Raw genomic sequence first — 19,742 nt, forward strand, 5'->3', positions numbered from 1 at the left:
CTGCGCGCGCCGCGTCCGTCAGCCGGAGCCGGTCGGCAGTTTCAACTCGTCCGGCTTCGGCGCCGTCACCAGGCGATACGCCATCTCCGCCAGCAGCTTCTGGCCACTCGTACTCGGGTGGAACCAGTCCCAGGTGCTCAACTGTGGGGTCTCGAACCGGTACTTGTAGAGGGCTCCGCCGTCGAAGCGGCACCGCTCGTCCTTCTCGCAGACGTCTTCCAGGACGGCGTTGTACTCCTTGACCCGGTCCTGCACCTTGTCGCGCCGCGACGTCCCCGCCGTGCCCAGGTCGTCCGGGTCCGCCAGCATCGAGGGGCAGATGCCCAGCTTCCACATCCGCTTGCTGAGCTCGCTGGTCCGGCCGATCGACCACAGCCGCTTCAGATCGGGCACGCTCCCCACGAACACCTGGGTCTTCGGCGACGCCTCACGCAGCGTGGTCATCGCGTCCACGAACTGGGCGCGGAAGTCCTTCACCGAAGTCATGGCGTCCACCGTCGGCTGGCAGGCGTCATTGGCGCCGGCCAGCACCGTCACCAGGTCCGGCTTCTTCGTCGCCGCCTGAGCCAGCTGGTCGTCCACGTCGGCCATCTGGGCGCCGGTCTTCGCGTAGTTCCAGCTCCGCTCGGCGGCCCCGGTCTTCCCGAGCAGCCGCAGCGCGAGGCTGTTGACCTTCGCGTCGGTGCCGGTCGCCCACGAGACGGCGGGGCAGTCGGTCAGCACTTCGCAGGCGTCGAAGGCGCGCGTGATGGAGTCGCCGACCGCGGCGATCGACTTCGGGGTGCGGTCCCAGGTGGGCGGTTCCGGGGACGGCTTCGACCGCGAGGTGCTGCCGGGGGGTGCTTCGTTGCCGCCGACCGCGTCGCAGCCGGCTGTCCCCACGATGCCGAGAAGCGCCGCCGCCGCTGTGGCGGCAACTGCACGTGATCGGTAACCACGTTTCCGCATTCCCGGATCTCCTCGCTAATCGCGCAACGTTAACCCGTAATACGGGCGTCCCCCCGAGTGAACCTCAGTGTTTTCGGGGCGCTGGGACCGACGGTACGTCACCCTCCTTGCGCCCTCGCACGGTAGCCTCGCCACGTGGCTGCCCCGCCACCGAGGTTCCGCCAAGTTACAAGATGCAATGCTCTGCCCGGAGGTCCCAGTGACGACACGTGGAGTTCTCTACGTGCACTCCGCGCCGCGCGCGCTGTGCCCGCACGTCGAATGGGCAGTCGCGGGCGTGCTCGGCACACGCGTCAACCTCGACTGGATCCGGCAGCCCGCGGCGCCGGGCACCTGGAGATCCGAGTTCTCCTGGCAGGGCGAGTCCGGCACCGCCTCCAAACTGGCCTCGGCACTGCGCGGCTGGCAGATGCTTCGCTTCGAAGTCACCGCCGAGCCGTCTGCCGCCGCCGAGGGCGAGCGCTACAGCTGCACCCCTGACCTGGGCATCTTCCACGCCGTCACCGGCATCCACGGCGACATCCTGATCCCCGAGGACCGGCTGCGCGCCGCCCTCGTCCGCGCCCAGAGCGGCGAGACGGAACTGGAGTCCGAACTCACCAAGCTCCTCGGCAAACCCTGGGACGACGAGCTTGAGCCCTTCCGGTACGCGGGCGAGGGCGCCCCGGTCCGCTGGCTGCACCAGGTCGTCTGACGCCGACTCGAACACGCGCGAAGGGCCCCACCAGACGGTGGGGCCCTTCGTCACGTAGACGCACATCACACGACGTACGACCGGAAATCGATCTCCGGCGGCCGGAAACAGCCGGACAGAAGTACTAGACGGTTCGGAACGCCAGCACCACGTTGTGTCCGCCGAAGCCGAACGAGTCGTTCAGCGCGGCGATGCGGCCCTCGACGGGGAGCTTGCGAGCCTCGCCGCGGACGACGTCGGCGTTGGCCTCGGCCTCCGGGTCGAGGTTCTCGATGTTGATGGTCGGCGGGGCCACCCGGTGGTACAGGGCGAGCACCGTCGCCACCGACTCCACGCCGCCCGCGCCACCGAGGAGGTGACCCGTCATCGACTTGGTGCCGGAGACCGCGAAGTGGTCGGTGTCGTCACCGAAGACCTTGCGCAGCGCCTTCAGTTCGGCGACGTCGCCGGCCGGGGTCGAGGTGGCGTGCGCGTTCACATGCACGATCTCGGCCGGGTTGAGGTCGGTGTTGTCGAGCAGGTTCTGCAGGGCGTGCGAGATGCCGAGGCCCTCGGGCTCCGGCTGCACGATGTCGTGGCCGTCGGCGGAGATGCCCTGGCCGACCGCCTCCGCGTAGACGCGGGCACCGCGCTTGGCGGCGTGCTCGGCGGACTCCAGCACGATGACGCCCGCGCCTTCACCGAGGACGAAGCCGTCGCGCGCCATGTCGTAGGGGCGCGAGGCACCCTGCGGATCGTCGTTGTTCTTGGACATCGCCATCATGTTGCCGAACGCGGCGATGGGCAGCGGGTGGATCGCCGCTTCCGTGCCACCGGCGACGACCACGTCGGCGCGGCCGGTGCGGATCATCTCGATCGCGTAGCCGATGGCCTCGGCGCCCGAAGCGCAGGCGGACACCGGGGTGTGCACGCCGGCGCGGGCACCCACGAGGAGACCCACGTTGGCGGACGGGCCGTTCGGCATCAGCATCGGAACGGTGTGCGGGGAGACGCGGCGTACGCCCTTCTCCTTCAGTACGTCGTACTGGTCGAGGAGCGTGGTGACGCCGCCGATGCCGGAGGCGATGACCGCGCCGAGGCGGTTCGGGTCGACGTCGGCGCCCTCGCCCGCCTTGTCGGTGTAACCGGCGTCCGCCCAGGCCTCCTTGGCCGCGATCAGCGCGAACTGCGCCGAGCGGTCGAGGCGGCGGGCCTGCGGCCGGGGGATGACCTCGGTCGGCTCCACGGCGACCGGGGCCGCGATACGGACCGCCTGCTCGGCGGCCCACTCCTGCTCCAGGGGCTTGACACCGGAACGACCGGCGACCAGACCCTCCCAGGTCGAGGCTGCGTCGCCACCCAGCGGTGTGGTTGCGCCGATACCGGTGACGACCACGGTGCGATTGGTCGGGCTCACGGGAATTCTTTCTCCAACGTTTACGAGGATCAGCGGCGCCACCGCCGGGTGGCGGGGCCTTCGGGGGTCCTTGGTGAAAGGACCCCCAGCGCCCTGGGCTCAGCGGCCTGCTCAGCCCTGGTGCTTGAGGATGTACTCGGTGGCGTCGCCGACCGTCTTGAGGTTCTTGACGTCGTCGTCCGGGATCTTGACGTCGAAGCGCTCTTCGGCGGCGACGACGACCTCGACCATGGACAGCGAGTCGACGTCCAGGTCGTCGGTGAAGGACTTGTCCAGCTGGACGTCCTCAACCGGGATCCCGGCGATCTCGTTCACGATGTCGGCGAGACCGGCGACGATCTCTTCCTGAGTGGCGGCCATGTGAGGCGCTCCTTCGTAGATATCCAGAGGGTGTGGCGCCCGCCGCGCCAGCGGCAGGTGTTACAGCGGACCAGGTCCCAGGGGACCTGGCACGGGGTGCCTAGGGGAGGGTAACGACCGTCGCGGCGTACACGAGACCCGCCCCGAAGCCGATGACGAGCGCGGTGTCGCCGCTCTTCGCCTCGCCGGTCGCCAGGAGCCGCTCCATAGCGAGCGGGATCGAGGCGGCCGAGGTGTTGCCGGTGGTGCGCACATCACGCGCGACCGTGACATGCTCCGGCAGTTTGAGTGTCTTCACCATCGAGTCGATGATCCGCTCGTTGGCCTGGTGGGGAATGAAGACGTCCAGGTCGTTCGCGGTGATTCCGGCCGCGTCCAGCGCCTGCTGAGCGACCTTCGCCATCTCGAACACGGCCCAGCGGAACACCGCCTGGCCCTCCTGCGTGATCGCAGGGAACTTGATGTCGCCCTTGGAATCGAGCGGCAGCTCGGACACGTCGCCGGTCCGGAAACGGTCCCACGGCACGGTCTGCTTGATCGTGTCGGACTTGTCGCCCTCGGAGCCCCAGACGGTCGGGCCGATGTGCGGCTCCTGGGAGGGGCCGACGACGACAGCGCCCGCGCCGTCACCGAACAGGAAGGCCGTGGCCCGGTCCTCCAGATCGGTGAGGTCGGAAAGCCGCTCGACGCCGATGACGAGTACGTACTCCGCCGAGCCCTCGACGACCATGCCCTTGGCGAGCGTGATGCCGTAGCCGAAGCCCGCGCAGCCCGCCGAGATGTCGAAGGCCGCGGCCTTGTTCGTGCCGAGCTTGTCGGCGATCTCGGTGGCGACGGCCGGGGTCTGGCTGAAGTGCGAGACGGTCGAGACGACCACGGCGCCGATCTGCTCAGCCGTGATCCCGGAGTCGGCGATCGCCTTCCCGGAGGCCTCGATGGACATCGCGGCGACGGTCTCCTCGTCGGAGGCCCAGTGACGGGTCTCGATGCCGGAGCGCGAGCGGATCCACTCGTCGGAGGAGTCGATCGTCTCGAGGATCACCTCGTTCGGCACGACCCGGGTGGGACGGTAGCCGCCCACGCCCAGGATCCGGGCGTACGGGGCGCCTTTGCTGGGCCTGATCTTCGACATGCTCTCGGGGCTCCTTGTCAGCCAGCGTGCTCGGCGATGAGCTCGCGAGCAGCGTCGAGGTCGTCAGGGGTCTTGAGCGCCAGCGTCTTCACACCGGGCAGGGCGCGCTTGGCGAGACCGGTCAGCGTGCCGCCGGGGCACACCTCGACGAGCGCGGTCACGCCCAGCTCCTTGAAGGTCTCCATGCACAGGTCCCAGCGAACGGGGTTGGCGACTTGGCCGACCAGGCGGGACAGCACCTCGGCGCCGGTGGCGACAGCCTGGCCGTCCTTGTTCGAGACGTACGTGATCTTCGGGTCGGCCGGGGTCAGCTCCGCCGCGGCCTGCTCCAGGCTCGCGACCGCGGGGGCCATGTGGTGCGTGTGGAAGGCGCCCGCGACCTTGAGGGCCACGACGCGTCGTACGCCCTCGGGCTTGTCGGCCTCCAGAGCGGCCAGCTCCTCCATGGTGCCGGCGGCGACGATCTGACCCGCGCCGTTCACGTTCGCCGGGGTCAGGCCGAGCTTCTCCAGATGCGGGATCGTCATTTCGGGGTCACCGCCGAGCAGCGCCGACATACCGGTCTCGGTGATCGCGGCGGCCTCGGCCATGGCCAGACCACGCTTGCGTACGAGTCCCAGGGCGGCCGTGTCGTCCAGTACGCCCGCGAAGGCGGCCGCCGTGATCTCGCCGACGCTGTGGCCCGCGACGGCACCCGGTGCCACCTCGCCGAGCGCGGACGCCGACAGGAGTCCGGCCGCGACGAGGAGCGGCTGCGCCACCGCCGTGTCACGGATCGCGTCCGCGTCGGCCTGCGTGCCGTAGTGGGCGAGGTCGAGGCCGATGGCGTCCGACCACGCGCCGAGACGGTCGGCGGCGCCGGGGAGTTCGAGCCAGGGGGTCAGGAAGCCGGGCGTCTGGGCGCCCTGGCCGGGAGCGACGAGTACGAGCACTCTCACACTCTCTCTTGTGGACGGCCGACGCCGCCCGTGGGGACAGGGACGAAGAACAGCAGGGGGTTTTGTGGAGCCCCGACAAAAGCCTAGAGCTGGGGATCTCCATCGGCCAGACGCCCCAGGATCAGCGCGATCCGGAGTGTGAAGGCGGATCGTACATCGGAGGGCGACCAACCGGTGACGTCAGTCACACGTCGAAGCCGGTAGCGCACGGTGTTCGGGTGAACGAAGAGCATCCGCGCGGCGCCCTCCAGACTGCTCGCCTGCTCCAGATACACGCTCAGAGTCTCCAGGAGAGCGGACCCGGCCTCCTCCAGTGGTCTGTAGATCTCCTCCACCAATTGCTCGCGCGCCGCGGGATCGCCGGCGATCGCGCGCTCCGGCAGCAGATCATCCGCCAGTACCGGCCGCGGGGCGTCCTGCCAGGCAAAACACGCCTTGAGCCCGGCGGCGGCGGCCTGCGCGGACCGGGTCGCGGCCAGCAGATCGGGCACAACGGGCCCCGCCACGACCGGTCCCGCCGCATACGGCCCGATCAGGGACTTGGCGACCCCCAGCGGATCGTCACTGCCACCGGCGATCACGACGAGCCGATCGCCGAGTACTCCGGTGAGGACTTGCAACTTGGCATGCCTGGCGGCCCGCCGGATCGCCTCCACGGTCAGCTCGCTGTCACCGTCGGGGGCCGTGCCCAGCACCACGCACACATGCTCGGGCGAGTTCCAGCCGAGCGCCGCGGCCCGGCTGACGGCACCCTCGTCGGCCTCGCCGGACAGTACGGCGTTGACGACCAGTGACTCGAGCCGGGCGTCCCAGGCACCGCGTGCCTCGGCGGCCTGCGCGTACACCTGTGCGGTGGCGAAGGCGATCTCGCGGGCGTACACGAGGAGGGCCTCGCGCAGAACGGACTCGTCGCCCGGGGCCGCGACCTCGTCGATCGCGGACTCCATGACCTCGATGGTCGTACGCACCATCTCCACGGTCTGGCGCAGCGTGATCGCCCTGGTCAGCTCGCGCGGTGCGGTGCCGAAGACGTCGGTGGAGATGGCCTGCGGGGCGTCCGGATGCCGGAACCACTCGGTGAAGGCGGCGATACCGGCCTGGGCGACCAGCCCGATCCACGACCGGTTCTCCGGGGGCATCGCCCGGTACCACGGCAGCGTCTCGTCCATGCGCGCGATGGCCTGCGCGGCGAGACTGCCGGACGACTTCTCCAGCCGCTTCAGGGTCGCGGCGTGCGCGTGAGCGGCGTGCGCAGCGGCTTTGGTGGCGTGGGATTCGGGTTCGGGCACGGGACAAGACTGCCTTATCCGGACGGCGGTGTGCGGCGGCGGGTCTCAGATGACGGGCGCCGCGGGTCTACGGTGGGCTGCGTGATGGACGTACGGCGCTCCGGCGAGCGCTACCGCGGAGGCGACCCGGCGGCCGGGATCGAGTCGCTGCACGCCTTCTCCTTCGGCCCCTTCTACGACCCCGACAACCTCCGTTTCGGCGCGATCATCGCCTGCAACGAGGAACGGCTCGCCCCCGGCGCGGGCTTCGACGAGCACCCGCACAGCCACACCGAGATCGTCACCTGGGTCGTCTCGGGCGAACTGACGCACCGGGACTCGGCGGGCCACGAGTCGGTGGTGAGGTCTGGGGATGTGCAGCGGCTCAGCTCGGCGGGCGGCGTACGGCACGTGGAGCGCAACGACGGGTCTGAGCCGCTGGTCTTCGTCCAGATGTGGCTGGCCCCGCTGTCCCCGGGCGGCGATCCCGCGTACGAGATCGTTCACGGCATCGCGGACTCCACGCCGTACGCGGTGCCTGAGGCCGGGGCGATGCTGCATGTGCGGAGGCTGGGGGAGGGCGAGCGGACGGCTGTGCCGGACGGTTCGTTTGTGTACGTGCATATGGTGCGGGGTGAAGTCCGGCTGGACGGAGCGGAGTTGGGGGCGGGGGACTCGGCCCGGATTACGGATGCGAAGGATGTGGAGTTGGAGGTGGTGGCGGGGGGTTCGGCGGAGGTGTTGGTGTGGGAGATGGCGGGGGAGCGCGGCTGAGCCGGGGGTTTCGCCCCCGCCGCCCCTACCCGTCCCATCCCGGGGCCAGCCCCGGACCCCGCTGGGGCTGCGCCCCGGGCCCCTTCGGGGCTCCGCCCCGGACCCCGTTTCGGGGGCCAGCCCCCGGGCCCCCGGTCCTCAAGCGCCGGACGGGCTGAAATCAGCCCGTCCGGCGCTTGAGGACGAGGCCGCCAGGCCGATGCGGGGTCTGGGGCGGCAGCCCCAGCGGGGTCCAGGGGCGGAGCCCCTTGGTATGGGACGGGTAGGGGCGGCGGGGGCGAACTCAGCCGCGCAGCTCCGCCAGCACCGCATCCGTGAACGGCGTCCACGCCTCGATCGCCCACGGCCCGAACGCCCGATCCGTCAGAGCCACGCAAGCGACCCCCACATCCGGGTCGATCCAAAGGAACGTACCGGACTGCCCGAAGTGCCCAAAGGTCCGCGGAGAGGACGAACTCCCCGTCCAATGGGGCGACTTGGAGTCCCGTATCTCGAAACCGAGCCCCCAGTCGTTGGGGTTCTGATGCCCGTACCCCGGAAGGACACCCTTCGTACCGGGGTACTGAACCGTCATCGCCGAGGCGACCGTCCGCGGGTCGAGCAGCCGAGGCGCCTGCACCTCGGCCGCGAAGCGAACGAGATCGTCGACAGTAGAGACGCCATCCTTGGCGGGCGAGCCGTCGAGCGCAGTCGACGCCATGCCCAACGGCTCCAGCACCGCCTGCCGCGCGTAATCCGCGAACGCGAAGTCCGTCGCCTTCGCGACATGATCCCCGAGCACCTCGAACCCGGCGTTGGAGTACAGCCGCCGCTCCCCGGGCGCCGACGTCACCCGGTGCTCGTCGAAGGCCAGCCCGGAGGTGTGCGCGAGGAGATGGCGAACCGTGGAGCCAGCCGGACCCGCCGGTTCGTCCAGCTCGACCGCCCCCTCCTCGTACGCGACCAGCACGGCGTACGCGGCGAGCGGCTTGGTGACCGAGGCCAACGGGAAACGGTGCCCGGTCGGGCCGTACGACCCGAGGACGGCGCCGTCCGCGCGCACGACGGCCGCGGCGGCGGTGGGCACCGGCCAGTTCTCGATCAACGCCAGGCTCTTGAGGGACATGCGTACGAGGTTATGCGGCTCAGAACGTCAGCCGCATCGAGGGGTCGGGCTTGCGTACGAAGCCCAGCGACGCGTACAGCGGCTCGGCTTCGGCGGAAGCGTTCAGATCGACTTGGGCGGCGCCCCTCTCTCGGAACCAGTCCAGGAGGGTCTCCATGCAGGCGCGGGCGTAACCGCGGCGCCGCGCGTCCGGGTCGGTGGCGACGCTGAACACGTACCCGACGGCCCCGTGCGGGTTCCCCGCCCGACCGATCCGGTACTCGACCGTCCCGACCGCAAGCGCCGCCAGCGCGCCGAGCCGCGAAGGGTGGTCGACCACGAAGGCGGCGAACTCGCCCTCGGCGTCCGCGAGTCGGGCGCGCAGCGTCGGCAGGGACTCGACCTGCCACTCCGTGGAGGACACGGCCGCATGGACCGAGTCGAGCATCACCTGACGCAGCCGGAGCACTTCCTCCGCGTCCTCGGGCATGGCACGGCGTACGAGACTCATGTCGCGCACGCTAAGCGCTCCGCTGGGGGAACGGCAATGAACCCGCGGGCCGGTGGGGGCTGGTCGCGCAGTTCCCCGCGCCCCTTACGGGGCGCGGTACGCGCCCCGGACTTAACCGAGGCCGCTTAGTGGTCGCGACCGCGGTCAGTCCCCGCGGATTCTGACGGAATCCGCTTGCTTCGAGTGCACTCCAAGGTCCTAGCGTTGAGGCCATGACGGTGACGGAGACCACGAGCACCAGTAGGACCAAGACCGACAGCTGCGCCGCCCCGTTCAGCACCGCGAACCGGCGTCCGGACGGGCAGGACCACTACACGATCAGCGAGGTCGTCGCCTTCACCGGCCTCACGGCGCACACCCTGCGCTGGTACGAGCGCATCGGGCTGATGCCGCACGTCGACCGCTCCCACACCGGGCAACGCCGCTACAGCAACCGCGACCTCGACTGGCTCGACCTCGTCGGCAAGCTGCGCCTGACCGGCATGCCGGTCGCCGACATGGTGCGGTACGCGGAACTGGTGCGCGAGGGCGACCACACCTACGGCGAGCGCTTCGAGCTGCTGCAGACGACCCGGGAGGATGTACTGGCCCGGATCGCCGAACTCCAGGACACGCTCGCCGTGCTCGACCGGAAGATCAATTTCTACGCGGACGCCGGGCAGGCCCTGGCGTCGGAGAGGTCCCGATGACGGACAGCAAGATCGCGAAGGTGGAACTCGGCACGGGCGGCCCCGAGGTCGGTGTACAGGGCCTCGGCTGCATGGGGATGAGCTTCGCGTACGGCCCCACGGACGCCGACGAGGCACGGGCCACCCTGGAGCGGGCGCTGGAACTCGGCGTCACGTTCTACGACACCGCCGATGCCTACGGCCAAGGCGAGAACGAGAAGTTCCTCTCCCCGTTCTTCAAGGCCTACCGCGACGAGGTCGTCATCGCGACGAAGTTCGCCCTGTCGATCCCGCCGGACGAGCCGACGAAGCGCATCATCCGCAATGACGCGCCATACATCCGCCAGGCCGTGGAGGCGAGCCTGAAGCGCCTGGACGTCGACGTGATCGACCTCTACTACATGCACCGCCGCGACCCGAACGTCCCCATCGAGGAGACTGTCGGGGTCATGGCCGAGCTGGTCCGCGAGGGCAAGGTCAAGCACCTCGGGCTGAGCGAGGTCACGGGCGGCGAACTGCGTGCGGCGCAGGCCGTGCATCCGATCGCGGCCGTGCAGTCGGAGTGGTCGCTGTTCAGCCGCGACATCGAGGCCGGTGTCGTACCGGCCGCGCGCGAACTGGGTGTCGCCCTGGTGCCGTACTCGCCGCTCGGCCGTGGCTTCCTCACGGGCTCCTTCGCCAACGCCGAGAAGGACCTGACGGCCGACGACTTCCGCCGTATGCAGCCCCGCTTCACGGGCGAGAACGCGGCCGCCAACGTGGCCCTCCTCGAGCCGATACGCGCGGTCGCCGACTCCCACAGCGCCTCGCTCGGACAGATCGCGCTGGCGTGGGTCCAGCAGCAGGCGGCGACACACAACCTGCCGGTCGTCCCCATCCCAGGTACCCGCAAGCGCAGCCGCATCGAGGAGAACGTGGAAGCCACCCGCATCGTCCTCGACGAGGAGGACATGGCCCTCCTGGAGCCGATCGCCTCCAAGGTGGCCGGAAACCGGTACGCCGACATGACGTTCACGTCGGCGGGCCGGGAGTAGGTCCCGCTGCGGGGTCGGTCCCGCCCGGCGTCCGTGAGGTGCCGGCGATACCTCCCCGGTCAGGTGGTCGGTCGCGGAAATGTGACAGTCGCGCGGGCAAGTGTCACATCCCCGCGACCGCCTCCCCGCCGGGAGCAGCGCGGAGCCGTCCGGCCCCGGCGGCTCACCGGTCGCCGGGCGTGACCAGCCCCGACTCGTACGCGAAGATCACCGCCTGCGCTCGATCGCGCAGGTCCAGCTTCGCCAGTACGCGGCCTATGTGGGTCTTCACTGTCTGCTCGGCCAGTACTAGGTGGTCCGCTATCTCCTGGTTGGACAGCCCGCGGGCGACCAGCTCCACGACCTCCGTCTCACGCGGTGTCAGGCCGTCCAGCTGAACGGCGGGTCTTCTGCGCTGCGCGGGCCGCTGCTGCGCGAAGTCCGCGATCAGACGGCGCGTCACCTTCGGGGCGAGCAACGCGTCCCCCGCGGCCACCACCCGCACCGCCGCGATCAGGTCCGCGGGCGGCGCGTCCTTGAGCAGGAACCCGGAGGCTCCGGCACGCAACGCCTCGTACACGTAGTCGTCCGCGTCGAAGGTGGTGAGCATCAGCACCTTCGGCCGGCTGACGGCGGCCCCGTCGTCGTAGGTCTCGTGGTCCTTGCCTTCCTCCTGTGTGTCCAGCAGTATGCGCGCCGCGGCCAGTCCGTCCATCTCCGGCATCCGTACGTCCATGAGCACGACGTCGGGCCGCGTGCCACGGGCCAGCTCGACACCCTTTCTGCCGTCCGCCGCCTCACCCACCACGTCGATATCGCTCTGCGCCGCCAACAGGGCCGCGAAACCGGCGCGGACCATGGCCTGGTCGTCGACGATGATCACGCGGATGGTCATGAAGCGCCGGGCTCCTTTACGGGATCCGCAGGATCCGCGGGCGCCATGGACGCAACGGGTCTCTCCGCGGACGATGCGGGCTCGGCCGTAAACCATGCGGGCTCAACCGCAGACGATGCCGGCTCCTCCGCGGACGATGAGGGCTCCGCCACCGGCAACCGCGCCGCCACCCGGAACCCACCACCTGGCAGCGGTCCGACATCCAGCGTGCCGCCGACCAGCCGTACGCGCTCGCCCATGCCGACCAAACCGTGTCCGGTCCCGCTCGACTCCAGGCCCGAAACCGGCTTCGCCGCAGGCCCGTTGACGACGAGCACCGTCAGATGCCGGCCGTCGGCGGACAGCGACACCTGGGTGGGGGCGCCGGGGGCGTGCCGCACCACGTTGGACAGGGCCTCCTGCACGATGCGGTACGCGGACAGGTCCACGGCCGGTGACACCTTCGGCCACCCCTCCTTGTCCTTCTCCAGAACCGACTTCGGAAGCGACAGTTCGACCGGGACACCGCCGCGTCTGGTCGCCTCGACGAGCTGGCGCAGCTTGTCCAGGCCCGGCTGCGGTGCCCGTTCGTCCCGCGCGTCTTCACTGCGCAGCACCTCGAGGAGCCGCCGCATCTCGCCCAGCGAGTCACGGGCCCCGACGGCTATCGACTCGAACTCCCTGCGTATGTCGTCGGAGACGCCACTGAGCCGGTACGGAGCGGAGTCCGCCTGGACCGATATCACCGTCATGTGATGGGCCACCACGTCGTGCAACTCCCTTGCGATACGGGCCCGTTCCTCCAGCAGCGTGCGCCGGGCGCGCTCGGTCTCGCTGATCGTCTCCTGCTCGACGAGCCGTCGCCGGGTCTCGCCGCGCTCACGTATCAGGGTGCCCAGCAGCAGTGCGGCACCGCTGAGGACGATCATCGCCACGCTGGTGTCCTGGGTATCAGGCGACCGTGGCAGGGCGAGCACAAGGCTCGCGGTCACGGTGGCCCCCCAGACGCGGATCACCGTGCGGCGCGGCTCGCGTAGGGAGAGCGCCAAGCACAGCACCACATAGCCCACGATGACCATGGCCGTGAAGGGAGAGGGCCGGCCGTCGTCGTGGCCCAGCACCACGATCGCCCCGATGACGTCCGCCACTGAGATGATCCACCACGCGGTCAGCGGCCGGATCACGGCCAGCAGCAGTGGGGCCGCCTGTGCGAAGGCGAGCACCCCGGAGAAACCGTCGTCCACCCCGTAGTCGGTCCCCAGCACCTGGGCCGTGACTGGCACCAGGACGGCGGCGAAGCCCAGCACGATCACATACGGCAGCCGCCGCATCCACCGCTTGGGCGCGTGGGCGAGGAGGGGCTCGGCCGCACCGCTCGGCGGCACGAAGGCCGTCGCGGCCTCACGCAGCGCGGCGAGCGCACGGTGCCGCACCCCGTGCCCGGACCGCTCTTCGGCCGGTGCGCGGGGCTCCTGACGGGGAGGAGTCGCTGCATTGCTCATGGCTTGATCAGCGTAGGCGCGAAGATCCCACCACCGCGTCCTACCTGAGAGCCCATCCGCACCTCATACCCAGGTACGAGCGGTATGACGACGAGTCACGCACGCCCGATCGCAGACCGCCCGATCACAGAACGGCCGGTCACAGAACGTCCGGCCACTGCACGACAACTCACGGCACAACAGATCACCGCACGACGACCGTCACAACTCCGCCAGCAACTCCGCCTTCTTAGACGTGAATTCCTCGTCCGTCACCAGCCCAGCCTGGTGCAGCTCGCCAAGATGCCGGATCCGCTCGGCGATGTCCGCGGGATCACGGTGCCGTGCAGCCGGGGCGCCGTCACTCTTCGCCGAGGGCCCGGCCGCCCGTACCGCCGCGAGGACCGAGGCCGCGAACGGCAGCGACTCGTGCACGGGTCCGTAACCGAGGCCGAAGACGACCGCCGCCGGGTCCTGGTCGGCCTGCGCGGGCTGCTGGACGGCGGACGGTTCGCGGCGCAACAGCCGCAGATGGCCCTCGAAGACCTCGGGTGAGCGCCACTCGACGCCGCTCAGCTCCGAGACCGCGAAACTCTGGTCGCCCGCCTTCCACTTGGCGGACGAGGCGCCCGTCCAGAACCAGCGGAAGGACACCGACTTGCCGTCGAAGGACGCCTTCCCGTCGTACGCCTTGAACTGCAGCGGCGTCTCGGGCGGTTCCACCAGATACCGCTCCGCCTCGGCCGCGTCGTCGGGAATGAGCTGGGCCCGCAGCTCGTCGGCGTAGTACTCGGCGAGCGTCTCGCGGTCGCCGGGCAGCACCAGACGGTAGGGATCGCACGCTTCCTTCAGCTGTCCCGCCGCCGCCTCCATCAGCGGGTCCGCGCCCGGTCTCGGCTCGGCGCGCAGGACGACCGTCCCGCGCTTGCCCGGGGTCAGCGTCACCGCTGCGATCGCCTCGATCGGGATACGGCGCTCACCGAGCGCCTGGAAGAGTTTCGGCGTACGGATCCCCCGTTCGAAGCGGATGAGCACGGAGTCGGAGTCGAACTCCCAGGCGGCATGAAATCCGGCCAGTACGTCACCCATGCGGGCCATCGTATGCGCCATGCGCTTCCTCGTCCCCTCCCCGTGCGAACCGCTGTTTCTTCGTCCTCTACGCGCGTCCGGCTTCAGCCATGTCGGACAAACCCTTCTGGCACACGTCATCCTCGTGTGCGCAGCTCACCGCCCGGTACGCGCCAACACCGATCTCGGCGAAGTTGCGCAGGCTCTCCGTACCCGGCTCGAAATAGCCCGCGTGGCCCTTCGCGCCCCACGCGGACAGCACCCGCGCCCCGAATCCCGAGGACACCGGATCGGCCCCGTGACCGAGCCAGCCGACCGCCATGTACGGCACGTCCTGGATCCAGTCGTCGGAGTCCCGCGTGGCCCACACCCGAGCGGAGGTGCCCAGTTGCGCGGCGTTCGCGACCCGCATCCCGGGGCTGCCCGCGACCGCTATGTCGGAGACCCGGGACGGCAGATTGCGCGCGGCGACACCGCACACCACGGAGCCGTAGCTGTGGCAGTACAGCGCGATGGGCGAGCGCCCGGGCAGCGTCCGTACGAGCGTGTTGAGCCGGACGGCGCCCTCCTCGGCGCGTACGCCCGTGGCCGCGTCCATACCGACCCCGCTGGGCGCCGTGTAGTCGGCCCAGGCGATCACGGCCGTACGCGTACTCGGGCTCGCCGCGCGCTCCTCCAGGTACAGGGACCTCGCCATGCCGACGGGCGCGGCGAACTCGCGGTCGGTGCGCTGGAAGTTCAGTACGTCGGTGTCGACCCCCGGCACGACGACCGAGACGCGCTGCGCCTTGCCCAGGTCACCGAAGACCTCGGCGATCCGGCCCGCGCCCAGCGGGTCGAAGGAGAGGAACTGACGGCCCTCGGCCAGCAGGTCCTCGTAACGATGCATACGGCGGCCCGCCTCGTGCTGACCGGCGGGCGAGAGCCGTTCGTCGTGCATGCGTTCTCGCTCGGTCTTGCGTGCCTCGTCGATCGCGATGCGGTTGGCGCGGTAGCGGAGTTTCACCGGCGCCCCGTTCATATTGCCGACCGCGAGCGGATAGCGGGCGGCAAGCCGGTGCCGCTGCTGGACGTCGAGCGAGGCGAAGAAGCGGGTGAGGCGGGCCGGAGCGGCATCCGGATCCGGCAGCGAGCGTCCGCCGATGCTGCCCCGCTCCCAGGCGGAGAGGGAGGCTTCGAGCGGCGTCGGGGCGGCTCTGTGGTTGCGTACGACGGTCCAGCCGGTGGTCGCCAGCATGACGAAGACGACGGCCAGAGCGAGGAGAGCGCGCCAGACGTTGAGTTGGGGAGGGGAGTCGAAGGAAGTCACTGGGAGGACACACTAAGAGAACAAGAGTGTCTCGCGTTAACCGAGTGAGGGGGATCACGTTTCTCACTGGGTAATTGGGGCAATCCGGGCTCAGTGGGAGTTAAAGCCTCACGCTGTGTAGGTGATTGAAGCGTCACGCCCCGTATGGGAGTTGAATCGTCACGCCCTGTCGCCGTCCGTTTTGCCTTGTACGTTCCAGTCCTTGGCCAACGCGGGCCCCACCTGGTCGAGATAAGCGGTGGTCAGCGCGCGAATCGCCTCGACGCTTATGTCGTCCCCCGTGCTCCATCGCTGCCCGGTCACCCGCATCACGCCGCTGAACACGGCCACCGCCACCCGCGGTCGCGGATCGGCGTCCACGTCCAGGCCTTCACGCTCGGCGATCAGTTGGGCGAGCTTCTCCTCCAGTACGGCGGTGCGGCGCAGATGGACGGCGAGCAGAGCGGGTGTCGACTCGATCAGCTGGAAGGTGCGCATGTGGAGTTCGACCGGGATGACGCTCTCGATGGTCTCGTGCAGGGTGTCCCAGTTCTCCAGGACGGCCCGGCGCAGCGCCTCCAACGGGCTCTCGTGTGGCGGCCGTTCGCGCACCAGGTCGAGGAAATGCGCCTCCGTCATCTCCAGTACGGCGAAAGCGGCCTCCTCCTTGCCTGCGAAATAGCGGAAGAACGTGCGCTGTGACACATCGACGGCTTCGGCGATCTCGTCGACCGTCGTCCGCTCGTACCCCTTGCTCGTGAACAGCTCCAGAGCGGCCCGTACGAGCGCGTCCCGGGTCCGCTGCTTCTTGCGCTCGCGCAGTCCGGGGCGGGGAAGCGTGTCCATGGGCCCTCCCTTCCGAGCTGCCTGAAATGTTCCAACTATCCGTATCGTCCGGACTGTCCGGGCTGTTCGCGCCAAGCCTTGTTCGCTCCCAAGCTTGCCCAGGCCTAGCCCAAGCCCTGTCCCAGCCTTTTTGTCCAGCTCACCCTATCCGTGCGTGACGTGACAGTTACCGACTTGTGAATCGGTTCGTCAAGTGTCAGTGGCTGCCATTAGCCTCGAACGCATGACTAGTCAGACCACTGTCGACAAGACGGGCTCGGGGGACAAGACGCCAGTCGTCCCGTCGGACCGGACAACGGACCGGGGGCTTCGCGGCCACCCCTGGTTGACCCTCATCACCGTGGCCGTGGGCGTCATGATGGTGGCCCTAGACGGCACCATCGTGGCCATCGCCAACCCGGCCATCGCCACGGACCTGGGCGCCACCTTCGCCGACGTCCAGTGGATCACCAACTCGTACTTCCTGGCGCTCGCCGTCACGTTGATCACGGCGGGCAAGCTCGGCGACCGGTTCGGACACCGGCAGACCTTTCTCATAGGCGTCGTGGGCTTCGCGGCGGCCTCGGGCGTGATCGGACTGTCCAGCTCGATCGGCATGGTGATCACGTTCCGCGTCTTCCAGGGCCTGTTCGGCGCACTGCTGATGCCGGCCGCGCTCGGACTGCTGCGGGCCACCTTCCCCGCCGAGAAGCTGAACATGGCCATCGGTATCTGGGGCATGGTGATCGGCGCCTCCACCGCGGGCGGCCCGATCCTCGGCGGCGTGCTCGTCGAGAACGTCAACTGGCAGTCCGTCTTCTTCATCAACGTCCCCGTCGGCATCCTGGCCGTCGTCCTCGGCGTGTGGATCCTGACCGACCACCGCGCCGAGAACGCTCCGCGCTCCTTCGACCTGCTTGGCATCGGGCTGCTGTCCGGCGCCATGTTCTGCCTGGTCTGGGCGCTCATCAAGGCCCCCGAGTGGGGCTGGGGCGACGGTATGACCTGGACGTTCCTGGGCATCTCCGTGCTCGGCTTCGCCCTGTTCGCGCTCTGGGAGACCAAGGTCAGGGAACCGCTCATCCCGCTGGGCCTGTTCCGCTCCGTACCGCTCTCGGCCGGTGTCGTCCTGATGGTCCTGATGGCCATCGCCTTCATGGGCGGCCTCTTCTTCGTCACCTTCTACCTGCAGAACGTGCACGGCATGAGCCCCATCGACGCCGGCCTGCACCTGCTGCCGCTCACCGGCATGATGATCGTCGGCTCCCCCCTCGCGGGCGCCATGATCACCAAGGTGGGGCCACGCATCCCGCTCGCGGGCGGCATGGCGTGCACGGCCATCGCCATGTACGGCATGTCGACGCTGGAGAAGGGCACCGGCAGCGGCGTCATGTCGATCTGGTTCGCCCTCCTCGGCCTCGGACTCGCGCCCGTCATGGTCGGCGCGACCGAAGTCATCGTGGGCAACGCGCCGATGGAGCTCTCCGGTGTCGCCGGCGGTCTCCAGCAGGCCGCGATGCAGATCGGCGGCAGCCTCGGTACGGCGGTCCTCGGCGCCGTGATGGCCTCCAAGGTCGACAACGACCTCGCGGGCAACTGGGCGGAGGCCAAGCTTCCGCCGCTCTCCGAAGAACAGCTCGGGCAGGCCTCGCAGGCGGTCCAGCAGGGCGCCGCACCCGTCCCGCCGGACACACCGGCCCCGATCGCCGAGAAGATCACGGACGTCGCCCACGACACGTTCATCTCCGGCATGAGCCTGGCCAGCCTGGTCGCCGCCGGGGTCGCCGCCGTCGCGGTCCTGGTCGCCTTCCTCACCAAGCGCGGCGCCAACGCGGACGCCGCCGGGCCGGGGGCGGGGCACATCTAACCGGCCACCCACCCCGTCTGACACCCCGTCGGGTCCGCTCGACGGGGTTCGCCTATCAGGGTGACTGGTGTCCATAGGACTTTCGTACGGCCCTTGCCGGGGGCCAGAGTGGTTCACCTGATCCGTACGCCACGGCAGTCGGGCCAGGCCGCGGCGCGCCGCCGGAGGGGGATGGCGCGCCGCGGATGCAACTCACGTCCCAGAGAGCGTGTCTAGGGATGACGAACCGGGGTACCCGCCGCATCGAGCCCGAACCGGCAGCAAAACCCCAGGGAGTTGATGATGGCGGGCTTCGGACACACCACGCGCAAGCACCCCCGCTCACGTAGCCGGACGTGGTCACGGAGTGGGCCGGATCGCGCGACGCTCGGAATCATCGGCGCCATCTGCGCGGTCGCCGGCTTCTTCGCACTGGGCATCGTTCTCGGCCCGGTGGCGATCGCCGGCGGCTGGCTCGCCATGGGACGCAGCTGGAGCGGCGCCCGCCCGGTACCGGCAGTGATCGCCGTAGTGCTGGGCACGATCGACACGATCCTGGCGATCGTCTGGCTCGCCGGGGCAGGAACTCCCGCGGCCGGCATCTTCTGATCCGCGGTCCGCGGGACGTGAGGGGAGCCCCGCGCTCCGTCAGGAGCGCGGGGCGGTCACGTGCGTAGGGCGCTGTGCAACAGCCCTGTGCATGGCCGTGCTTACGGCCCTGGACACGGCCCTATACGTGGTCGTGCGTACGGCCCTTCCCGGGCAGCGTTCCCGGAGATTCGGACAGCGCGGCCACCTGGGCGCGCAGCGCCCGAACTTCCTCTGACAGAGCCTCGATCGCGGCCGTCTGCCGGCGCTCCTCCACGTCGTCCGACTCAAAGCGGGCGATGAACCAGGCCGCGATGTTGGCGGTGACGACACCGAGCAGGGCGATCCCGGAGAGCATCAGCCCGACCGCGATCATGCGGCCGAGCCCGGTCGTCGGCGCGTGATCGCCATAGCCGACGGTCGTCATCGTGGTGAACGACCACCACACCGCGTCACCCATCGTCTTGATGTTGCCGTCCGGCGACTCCCGTTCGACGGACAGCACGGCGAGCGAGCCGAACATCATCAGCGCCACCACGGCGCCTGCGACGTACGTCGTGAGCCGGATCTGCGTGGCCATCCTGGCCCGCTGTCCGACGAGCAGCACGGTGGCCACGACCCTGAGCAGTTGCAGCGGCCGGATCAGCGGCAGCAGTACGGCGCACAGGTCAAGCCAGTGCGTACGTACGAACTCCCCGCGCCGGTCGGCCAGTACGAGCCGTACGAGGTAGTCGAGGGAGAAAGCTCCCCACACCACCCACTCCACGACGGCAGACGCGTCCATCACGGCGCGACTGGCGTCGGGCCAAACGATCGGCACCGCATAGGCGACGGCGAACACCACCGCCATCCCCATCAACGGCTGCTGAGTACGCCGCTCCCAACGAAGCTGCGCCGATCCCTCGTTCATATGGGCATTATCGGGTGTGGGTTGCCTCCGGCGGTCGGGCGGATGGGTTCGTTGCCGGATGCGGGTGCGTTGTGGT

20 protein-coding genes are annotated in these 19,742 nt (G+C 69.6%); 6 read left to right on the forward strand and 14 right to left on the reverse strand.

Annotation, left to right across the window (positions count from 1 at the left end; translation table 11 throughout):
- Nucleotides 1-18: 18 nt before the first annotated feature.
- Nucleotides 19-948 (reverse strand): SGNH/GDSL hydrolase family protein, encoded by a 930-nt coding sequence (locus tag ACQEVY_RS33255; RefSeq protein ID WP_432953079.1) that lies wholly within the window; start codon nt 946-948, stop codon nt 19-21.
- Nucleotides 949-1,147: 199 nt separating this feature from the next.
- Between ACQEVY_RS33255 and ACQEVY_RS33260 the strand changes: the two genes are divergently transcribed.
- Nucleotides 1,148-1,642, forward strand: a complete 495-nt coding sequence (locus tag ACQEVY_RS33260) for a DUF3145 domain-containing protein (protein WP_328771940.1) — start codon at nt 1,148-1,150, stop codon at nt 1,640-1,642.
- Between the two features lie 124 nt (nt 1,643-1,766).
- On the opposite strand, the gene ACQEVY_RS33265 is transcribed toward ACQEVY_RS33260, so the two are convergent.
- The 5 genes from ACQEVY_RS33265 to fasR form a co-directional block, all read right to left on the reverse strand.
- A complete protein-coding gene (locus tag ACQEVY_RS33265) occupies nt 1,767-3,038 on the reverse strand; it encodes a beta-ketoacyl-[acyl-carrier-protein] synthase family protein (protein WP_328771941.1) in 1,272 nt (423 codons plus the stop codon).
- Nucleotides 3,039-3,149: 111 nt separating this feature from the next.
- The gene (locus tag ACQEVY_RS33270) at nt 3,150-3,398 is read right to left on the reverse strand and encodes an acyl carrier protein (protein ID WP_152775753.1); all 249 of its coding nucleotides are present in this window, start codon (nt 3,396-3,398) and stop codon (nt 3,150-3,152) included.
- 100 nt (nt 3,399-3,498) lie between these two features.
- Nucleotides 3,499-4,530 (reverse strand): ketoacyl-ACP synthase III, encoded by a 1,032-nt coding sequence (locus tag ACQEVY_RS33275; RefSeq protein ID WP_432953080.1) that lies wholly within the window; start codon nt 4,528-4,530, stop codon nt 3,499-3,501.
- A 17-nt stretch (nt 4,531-4,547) separates the two neighbouring features.
- Nucleotides 4,548-5,462 (reverse strand): ACP S-malonyltransferase, encoded by a 915-nt coding sequence (locus ACQEVY_RS33280; RefSeq protein ID WP_432953081.1) that lies wholly within the window; start codon nt 5,460-5,462, stop codon nt 4,548-4,550.
- Between the two features lie 89 nt (nt 5,463-5,551).
- Nucleotides 5,552-6,757: a fatty acid biosynthesis transcriptional regulator FasR gene (gene fasR, locus ACQEVY_RS33285; RefSeq protein ID WP_432953082.1), complete on the reverse strand. Its 1,206-nt coding sequence runs from the start codon at nt 6,755-6,757 to the stop codon at nt 5,552-5,554.
- A gap of 84 nt (nt 6,758-6,841) precedes the next feature.
- Here fasR and ACQEVY_RS33290 point away from each other — a divergent pair, with 84 nt between their 5' ends.
- Nucleotides 6,842-7,510, forward strand: coding sequence for a pirin family protein (locus ACQEVY_RS33290; protein ID WP_432955525.1), 669 nt, complete (start codon nt 6,842-6,844; stop codon nt 7,508-7,510).
- A gap of 283 nt (nt 7,511-7,793) precedes the next feature.
- On the opposite strand, the gene ACQEVY_RS33295 is transcribed toward ACQEVY_RS33290, so the two are convergent.
- Together ACQEVY_RS33295 and ACQEVY_RS33300 are read right to left on the reverse strand one after the other, a co-directional pair.
- Nucleotides 7,794-8,615, reverse strand: a complete 822-nt coding sequence (locus tag ACQEVY_RS33295; protein ID WP_432953083.1) for a serine hydrolase domain-containing protein — start codon at nt 8,613-8,615, stop codon at nt 7,794-7,796.
- Nucleotides 8,616-8,634: 19 nt separating this feature from the next.
- Complete coding sequence (locus tag ACQEVY_RS33300; RefSeq protein WP_432953084.1) at nt 8,635-9,105, reverse strand: GNAT family N-acetyltransferase; 471 nt, start codon at nt 9,103-9,105, stop codon at nt 8,635-8,637.
- Between the two features lie 212 nt (nt 9,106-9,317).
- Here ACQEVY_RS33300 and ACQEVY_RS33305 point away from each other — a divergent pair, with 212 nt between their 5' ends.
- Nucleotides 9,318-9,794, forward strand: a complete 477-nt coding sequence (locus ACQEVY_RS33305; RefSeq protein WP_432953085.1) for a MerR family transcriptional regulator — start codon at nt 9,318-9,320, stop codon at nt 9,792-9,794.
- Entirely contained in the window at nt 9,791-10,807 is a 1,017-nt protein-coding gene (locus ACQEVY_RS33310; RefSeq protein WP_432953086.1) for an aldo/keto reductase, read from the forward strand. The genes ACQEVY_RS33305 and ACQEVY_RS33310 overlap by 4 nt, the downstream gene beginning before the upstream one ends.
- Nucleotides 10,808-10,970: 163 nt before the next feature.
- On the opposite strand, the gene ACQEVY_RS33315 is transcribed toward ACQEVY_RS33310, so the two are convergent.
- From ACQEVY_RS33315 to ACQEVY_RS33335, 5 genes are all read right to left on the reverse strand, one after another.
- A complete protein-coding gene (locus ACQEVY_RS33315) occupies nt 10,971-11,681 on the reverse strand; it encodes a response regulator (protein ID WP_432953087.1) in 711 nt (236 codons plus the stop codon).
- A complete protein-coding gene (locus ACQEVY_RS33320) occupies nt 11,678-13,162 on the reverse strand; it encodes a sensor histidine kinase (RefSeq protein ID WP_432953088.1) in 1,485 nt (494 codons plus the stop codon). Before ACQEVY_RS33320 ends, ACQEVY_RS33315 begins: the two co-directional genes overlap by 4 nt.
- A 201-nt stretch (nt 13,163-13,363) precedes the next feature.
- Nucleotides 13,364-14,239: a DUF4429 domain-containing protein gene (locus ACQEVY_RS33325; RefSeq protein WP_432955527.1), complete on the reverse strand. Its 876-nt coding sequence runs from the start codon at nt 14,237-14,239 to the stop codon at nt 13,364-13,366.
- A gap of 58 nt (nt 14,240-14,297) precedes the next feature.
- A complete protein-coding gene (locus tag ACQEVY_RS33330; protein WP_432953089.1) occupies nt 14,298-15,518 on the reverse strand; it encodes an alpha/beta hydrolase in 1,221 nt (406 codons plus the stop codon).
- A gap of 159 nt (nt 15,519-15,677) precedes the next feature.
- Nucleotides 15,678-16,343, reverse strand: a complete 666-nt coding sequence (locus tag ACQEVY_RS33335) for a TetR family transcriptional regulator (RefSeq protein ID WP_432953090.1) — start codon at nt 16,341-16,343, stop codon at nt 15,678-15,680.
- A gap of 223 nt (nt 16,344-16,566) precedes the next feature.
- Between ACQEVY_RS33335 and ACQEVY_RS33340 the strand changes: the two genes are divergently transcribed.
- Together ACQEVY_RS33340 and ACQEVY_RS33345 are read left to right on the forward strand one after the other, a co-directional pair.
- Entirely contained in the window at nt 16,567-18,189 is a 1,623-nt protein-coding gene (locus ACQEVY_RS33340) for an MFS transporter (protein ID WP_432953091.1), read from the forward strand.
- A 279-nt stretch (nt 18,190-18,468) separates the two neighbouring features.
- Nucleotides 18,469-18,777: a small hydrophobic protein gene (locus ACQEVY_RS33345; protein ID WP_432953092.1), complete on the forward strand. Its 309-nt coding sequence runs from the start codon at nt 18,469-18,471 to the stop codon at nt 18,775-18,777.
- Between the two features lie 121 nt (nt 18,778-18,898).
- On the opposite strand, the gene ACQEVY_RS33350 is transcribed toward ACQEVY_RS33345, so the two are convergent.
- On the reverse strand, nt 18,899-19,666 hold the full coding sequence (locus tag ACQEVY_RS33350) for a potassium channel family protein (protein WP_432953093.1): 768 nt from the start codon (nt 19,664-19,666) through the stop codon (nt 18,899-18,901).
- Between the last annotated feature and the right edge of the window lie 76 nt (nt 19,667-19,742).

It is taken from the genome of Streptomyces sp. CA-288835 (genome assembly GCF_050936385.1).
Taxonomy (GTDB): domain Bacteria; phylum Actinomycetota; class Actinomycetes; order Streptomycetales; family Streptomycetaceae; genus Streptomyces.

Coding starts and splice junctions, on each gene's coding strand:
- ACQEVY_RS33255 (WP_432953079.1), bottom strand. CDS start 948: ATGCGGAAACGTGGTTACCGATCACGTGCAGTTGCCGCCACAGCGGCG.
- ACQEVY_RS33270 (WP_152775753.1), bottom strand. CDS start 3,398: ATGGCCGCCACTCAGGAAGAGATCGTCGCCGGTCTCGCCGACATCGTG.
- ACQEVY_RS33275 (WP_432953080.1), bottom strand. CDS start 4,530: ATGTCGAAGATCAGGCCCAGCAAAGGCGCCCCGTACGCCCGGATCCTG.
- ACQEVY_RS33290 (WP_432955525.1), top strand. CDS start 6,842: ATGGACGTACGGCGCTCCGGCGAGCGCTACCGCGGAGGCGACCCGGCG.
- ACQEVY_RS33295 (WP_432953083.1), bottom strand. CDS start 8,615: ATGTCCCTCAAGAGCCTGGCGTTGATCGAGAACTGGCCGGTGCCCACC.
- ACQEVY_RS33300 (WP_432953084.1), bottom strand. CDS start 9,105: ATGAGTCTCGTACGCCGTGCCATGCCCGAGGACGCGGAGGAAGTGCTC.
- ACQEVY_RS33305 (WP_432953085.1), top strand. CDS start 9,318: ATGACGGTGACGGAGACCACGAGCACCAGTAGGACCAAGACCGACAGC.
- ACQEVY_RS33310 (WP_432953086.1), top strand. CDS start 9,791: ATGACGGACAGCAAGATCGCGAAGGTGGAACTCGGCACGGGCGGCCCC.
- ACQEVY_RS33315 (WP_432953087.1), bottom strand. CDS start 11,681: ATGACCATCCGCGTGATCATCGTCGACGACCAGGCCATGGTCCGCGCC.
- ACQEVY_RS33320 (WP_432953088.1), bottom strand. CDS start 13,162: ATGAGCAATGCAGCGACTCCTCCCCGTCAGGAGCCCCGCGCACCGGCC.
- ACQEVY_RS33325 (WP_432955527.1), bottom strand. CDS start 14,239: ATGGCCCGCATGGGTGACGTACTGGCCGGATTTCATGCCGCCTGGGAG.
- ACQEVY_RS33335 (WP_432953090.1), bottom strand. CDS start 16,343: ATGGACACGCTTCCCCGCCCCGGACTGCGCGAGCGCAAGAAGCAGCGG.
- ACQEVY_RS33340 (WP_432953091.1), top strand. CDS start 16,567: ATGACTAGTCAGACCACTGTCGACAAGACGGGCTCGGGGGACAAGACG.
- ACQEVY_RS33345 (WP_432953092.1), top strand. CDS start 18,469: ATGATGGCGGGCTTCGGACACACCACGCGCAAGCACCCCCGCTCACGT.
- ACQEVY_RS33350 (WP_432953093.1), bottom strand. CDS start 19,666: ATGAACGAGGGATCGGCGCAGCTTCGTTGGGAGCGGCGTACTCAGCAG.